This window comes from Pseudomonas sp. MYb60 (assembly GCF_002979555.1).
Lineage (GTDB): Bacteria > Pseudomonadota > Gammaproteobacteria > Pseudomonadales > Pseudomonadaceae > Aquipseudomonas.
Genome location: NZ_PCOZ01000039.1, coordinates 1 through 5444, shown reverse-complemented (window position 1 = coordinate 5444; position 5444 = coordinate 1). Strand labels below are relative to the sequence as shown.

The 5444-nt window shown below is 51.0% G+C and carries 2 tRNA genes and 3 rRNA genes; all 5 read right to left on the bottom strand.

From position 1 onward, the window contains the following. Positions 1-62, bottom strand: a 5S ribosomal RNA gene (gene rrf, locus CQ041_RS26040); the annotation flags it as partial. Positions 63-219: 157 nt separating this feature from the next. Continuing rightward, positions 220-3111: ribosomal RNA gene (locus CQ041_RS26035) — 23S ribosomal RNA — on the bottom strand. Between the two features lie 247 nt (positions 3112-3358). Further along, a tRNA-Ala gene (locus CQ041_RS26030) sits at positions 3359-3434 on the bottom strand. A gap of 30 nt (positions 3435-3464) precedes the next feature. Then, positions 3465-3541 (bottom strand) — tRNA-Ile (locus CQ041_RS26025). 83 nt (positions 3542-3624) lie between these two features. Next, a 16S ribosomal RNA gene (locus CQ041_RS26020) occupies positions 3625-5161 on the bottom strand. Positions 5162-5444: the final 283 nt, after the last annotated feature.

Genomic DNA, 5444 nt, shown 5'->3' with positions numbered 1-5444 from the left:
CATCGTTTCACTGCTGAGTTCGGGATGGGATCAGGTGGTTCCAATGCTCTATGGTCGTCAAGAAATTCGGGTACTGAGTCGTGACCTGTTGGCCTCGCTTCAGCAAATTGGGTATGTAATAGAAGTCGGTGTCTTGTGAGCGTCGAACTTTCGGTTCATTTCGTCTTCACACACCGCAATCTGATGCTCTTTCGAGTAGTCAAATTGCTTGGGTGTTATATGGTCAAGCCTCACGGGCAATTAGTATTGGTTAGCTCAACGCCTCACAGCGCTTACACACCCAACCTATCAACGTCGTAGTCTTCGACGGCCCTTCAGGGAACTCAAGGTTCCAGTGAGATCTCATCTTGAGGCTAGTTTCCCGCTTAGATGCTTTCAGCGGTTATCTATTCCGAACATAGCTACCCGGCAATGCCACTGGCGTGACAACCGGAACACCAGAGGTTCGTCCACTCCGGTCCTCTCGTACTAGGAGCAGCCCCTCTCAAATCTCAAACGTCCACGGCAGATAGGGACCGAACTGTCTCACGACGTTCTAAACCCAGCTCGCGTACCACTTTAAATGGCGAACAGCCATACCCTTGGGACCGGCTTCAGCCCCAGGATGTGATGAGCCGACATCGAGGTGCCAAACACCGCCGTCGATATGAACTCTTGGGCGGTATCAGCCTGTTATCCCCGGAGTACCTTTTATCCGTTGAGCGATGGCCCTTCCATACAGAACCACCGGATCACTAAGACCTACTTTCGTACCTGCTCGACGTGTCTGTCTCGCAGTCAAGCGCGCTTTTGCCTTTATACTCTACGACCGATTTCCGACCGGTCTGAGCGCACCTTCGTACTCCTCCGTTACTCTTTAGGAGGAGACCGCCCCAGTCAAACTACCCACCATACACTGTCCTCGATCCGGATAACGGACCTGAGTTAGAACCTCAAAGTTGCCAGGGTGGTATTTCAAGGATGGCTCCACGCAGACTGGCGTCCACGCTTCAAAGCCTCCCACCTATCCTACACAAGCAAATTCAAAGTCCAGTGCAAAGCTATAGTAAAGGTTCACGGGGTCTTTCCGTCTAGCCGCGGATACACTGCATCTTCACAGCGATTTCAATTTCACTGAGTCTCGGGTGGAGACAGCGCCGCCATCGTTACGCCATTCGTGCAGGTCGGAACTTACCCGACAAGGAATTTCGCTACCTTAGGACCGTTATAGTTACGGCCGCCGTTTACCGGGGCTTCGATCAAGAGCTTCGCGTTAGCTAACCCCATCAATTAACCTTCCGGCACCGGGCAGGCGTCACACCCTATACGTCCACTTTCGTGTTTGCAGAGTGCTGTGTTTTTAATAAACAGTCGCAGCGGCCTGGTATCTTCGACCGGCATGAGCTTACGGAGCAAGTCCTTCACCCTCACCGGCGCACCTTCTCCCGAAGTTACGGTGCCATTTTGCCTAGTTCCTTCACCCGAGTTCTCTCAAGCGCCTTGGTATTCTCTACCCAACCACCTGTGTCGGTTTGGGGTACGGTTCCTGGTTACCTGAAGCTTAGAAGCTTTTCTTGGAAGCATGGCATCAACCACTTCGCTAACTAAAAGTTAGCTCGTCATCAGCTCTCGGCCTTAGAATCCCGGATTTACCTAAGATTCCAGCCTACCACCTTAAACTTGGACAACCAACGCCAAGCTGGCCTAGCCTTCTCCGTCCCTCCATCGCAATAACCAGAAGTACAGGAATATTAACCTGTTTTCCATCGACTACGCTTTTCAGCCTCGCCTTAGGGACCGACTAACCCTGCGTCGATTAACGTTGCGCAGGAAACCTTGGTCTTTCGGCGTGGGTGTTTTTCACACCCATTGTCGTTACTCATGTCAGCATTCGCACTTCTGATACCTCCAGCAAGCTTCTCAACTCACCTTCACAGGCTTACAGAACGCTCCTCTACCGCATCACTTACGTGATACCCGTAGCTTCGGTGTATGGTTTGAGCCCCGTTACATCTTCCGCGCAGGCCGACTCGACTAGTGAGCTATTACGCTTTCTTTAAAGGGTGGCTGCTTCTAAGCCAACCTCCTAGCTGTCTAAGCCTTCCCACATCGTTTCCCACTTAACCATAACTTTGGGACCTTAGCTGACGGTCTGGGTTGTTTCCCTTTTCACGACGGACGTTAGCACCCGCCGTGTGTCTCCCATGCTCGGCACTTGTAGGTATTCGGAGTTTGCATCGGTTTGGTAAGTCGGGATGACCCCCTAGCCGAAACAGTGCTCTACCCCCTACAGTGATACATGAGGCGCTACCTAAATAGCTTTCGAGGAGAACCAGCTATCTCCGAGCTTGATTAGCCTTTCACTCCGATCCACAGGTCATCCGCTAACTTTTCAACGGTAGTCGGTTCGGTCCTCCAGTTAGTGTTACCCAACCTTCAACCTGCCCATGGATAGATCGCCCGGTTTCGGGTCTATTCCCAGCGACTAGACGCCCTATTAAGACTCGCTTTCGCTACGCCTCCCCTATTCGGTTAAGCTCGCCACTGAAAATAAGTCGCTGACCCATTATACAAAAGGTACGCAGTCACCCAACAAAGTGGGCTCCCACTGCTTGTACGCATACGGTTTCAGGATCTATTTCACTCCCCTCTCCGGGGTTCTTTTCGCCTTTCCCTCACGGTACTAGTTCACTATCGGTCAGTCAGTAGTATTTAGCCTTGGAGGATGGTCCCCCCATATTCAGACAAAGTTTCTCGTGCTCCGTCCTACTCGATTTCATGACTAAGAGATTTTCGCGTACAGGGCTATCACCCACTATGGCCGCACTTTCCAGAGCGTTCCGCTAATCTCAAAGCCACTTAAGGGCTAGTCCCCGTTCGCTCGCCACTACTAAGGGAATCTCGGTTGATTTCTTTTCCTCAGGGTACTTAGATGTTTCAGTTCCCCTGGTTCGCCTCTTACGCCTATGTATTCAGCGTAAGATAACCATCTTATGATGGCTGGGTTCCCCCATTCAGACATCTCCGGATCAAAGTCTGTTTGCCGACTCCCCGAAGCTTTTCGCAGGCTACCACGTCTTTCATCGCCTCTGACTGCCAAGGCATCCACCGTATGCGCTTCTTCACTTGACCATATAACCCCAAGCAATCTGGTTATACTGTGAAGACGACATTCGCCGAAAATTCGAATTTCTCAACTAAGAGAACTCACAAATTTTACCTTAGCCTGATCCGTTACCAGTGAAAGTAACGTTCAGTCTATCTTTCTATCACATACCCAAATTTTTAAAGAACGATCTAATCAAAGACTAGAAATCAACATTCACCATCACATTGATGGAATGCTCATTTCTAAGCTTTCAACTTCTAGAAGCAGTAGTGGTGGAGCCAAACGGGATCGAACCGTTGACCTCCTGCGTGCAAGGCAGGCGCTCTCCCAGCTGAGCTATGGCCCCGTATTTCTACAGGCGTTTCCCACACAAAATTGGTGGGTCTGGGCAGATTCGAACTGCCGACCTCACCCTTATCAGGGGTGCGCTCTAACCAACTGAGCTACAGACCCAATTTCGGGCTGCTTCTTTATCGTCTTCTTCAATGAATCAAGCAATTCGTGTGGGAACTTATGGAGCAGCTGATGTCGTCGATTAAGGAGGTGATCCAGCCGCAGGTTCCCCTACGGCTACCTTGTTACGACTTCACCCCAGTCATGAATCACACCGTGGTAACCGTCCTCCCGAAGGTTAGACTAGCTACTTCTGGTGCAACCCACTCCCATGGTGTGACGGGCGGTGTGTACAAGGCCCGGGAACGTATTCACCGCGACATTCTGATTCGCGATTACTAGCGATTCCGACTTCACGCAGTCGAGTTGCAGACTGCGATCCGGACTACGATCGGTTTTATGGGATTAGCTCCACCTCGCGGCTTGGCAACCCTCTGTACCGACCATTGTAGCACGTGTGTAGCCCAGGCCGTAAGGGCCATGATGACTTGACGTCATCCCCACCTTCCTCCGGTTTGTCACCGGCAGTCTCCTTAGAGTGCCCACCATTACGTGCTGGTAACTAAGGACAAGGGTTGCGCTCGTTACGGGACTTAACCCAACATCTCACGACACGAGCTGACGACAGCCATGCAGCACCTGTCTCAATGTTCCCGAAGGCACCAATCTATCTCTAGAAAGTTCATTGGATGTCAAGGCCTGGTAAGGTTCTTCGCGTTGCTTCGAATTAAACCACATGCTCCACCGCTTGTGCGGGCCCCCGTCAATTCATTTGAGTTTTAACCTTGCGGCCGTACTCCCCAGGCGGTCAACTTAATGCGTTAGCTGCGCCACTAAAAGCTCAAGGCTTCCAACGGCTAGTTGACATCGTTTACGGCGTGGACTACCAGGGTATCTAATCCTGTTTGCTCCCCACGCTTTCGCACCTCAGTGTCAGTATTAGTCCAGGTGGTCGCCTTCGCCACTGGTGTTCCTTCCTATATCTACGCATTTCACCGCTACACAGGAAATTCCACCACCCTCTACCATACTCTAGTCAGTCAGTTTTGAATGCAGTTCCCAGGTTGAGCCCGGGGATTTCACATCCAACTTAACAAACCACCTACGCGCGCTTTACGCCCAGTAATTCCGATTAACGCTTGCACCCTCTGTATTACCGCGGCTGCTGGCACAGAGTTAGCCGGTGCTTATTCTGTCGGTAACGTCAAAACAATCACGTATTAGGTAACTGCCCTTCCTCCCAACTTAAAGTGCTTTACAATCCGAAGACCTTCTTCACACACGCGGCATGGCTGGATCAGGCTTTCGCCCATTGTCCAATATTCCCCACTGCTGCCTCCCGTAGGAGTCTGGACCGTGTCTCAGTTCCAGTGTGACTGATCATCCTCTCAGACCAGTTACGGATCGTCGCCTTGGTGAGCCATTACCCCACCAACTAGCTAATCCGACCTAGGCTCATCTGATAGCGCAAGGCCCGAAGGTCCCCTGCTTTCTCCCGTAGGACGTATGCGGTATTAGCGTCCGTTTCCGAACGTTATCCCCCACTACCAGGCAGATTCCTAGGCATTACTCACCCGTCCGCCGCTCTCAAGAGAAGCAAGCTTCTCTCTACCGCTCGACTTGCATGTGTTAGGCCTGCCGCCAGCGTTCAATCTGAGCCATGATCAAACTCTTCAGTTCAAACATCTTTGGGTTTTTAAGAAACCCTAAACTTGGCTCAGCAATCGTTGGTTACATCTTTGATTTCTCGCGGAGTAACTTGTGATGCTGATAATCTTGTTGACTATCAGTCTGACTCCACAAGCACCCACACGAATTGCTTGATTCAGTTGTTAAAGAGCGGTTGGTTAAGATCTTTCGTCTCAACCGAGGCGCGCATTCTACAGCAGCCTCATTTGCTGTCAAGTGATTATTTTCAGAAGTTTTCGAAGAATTCTTCAACAACTTCAACCACTTGCGCTTC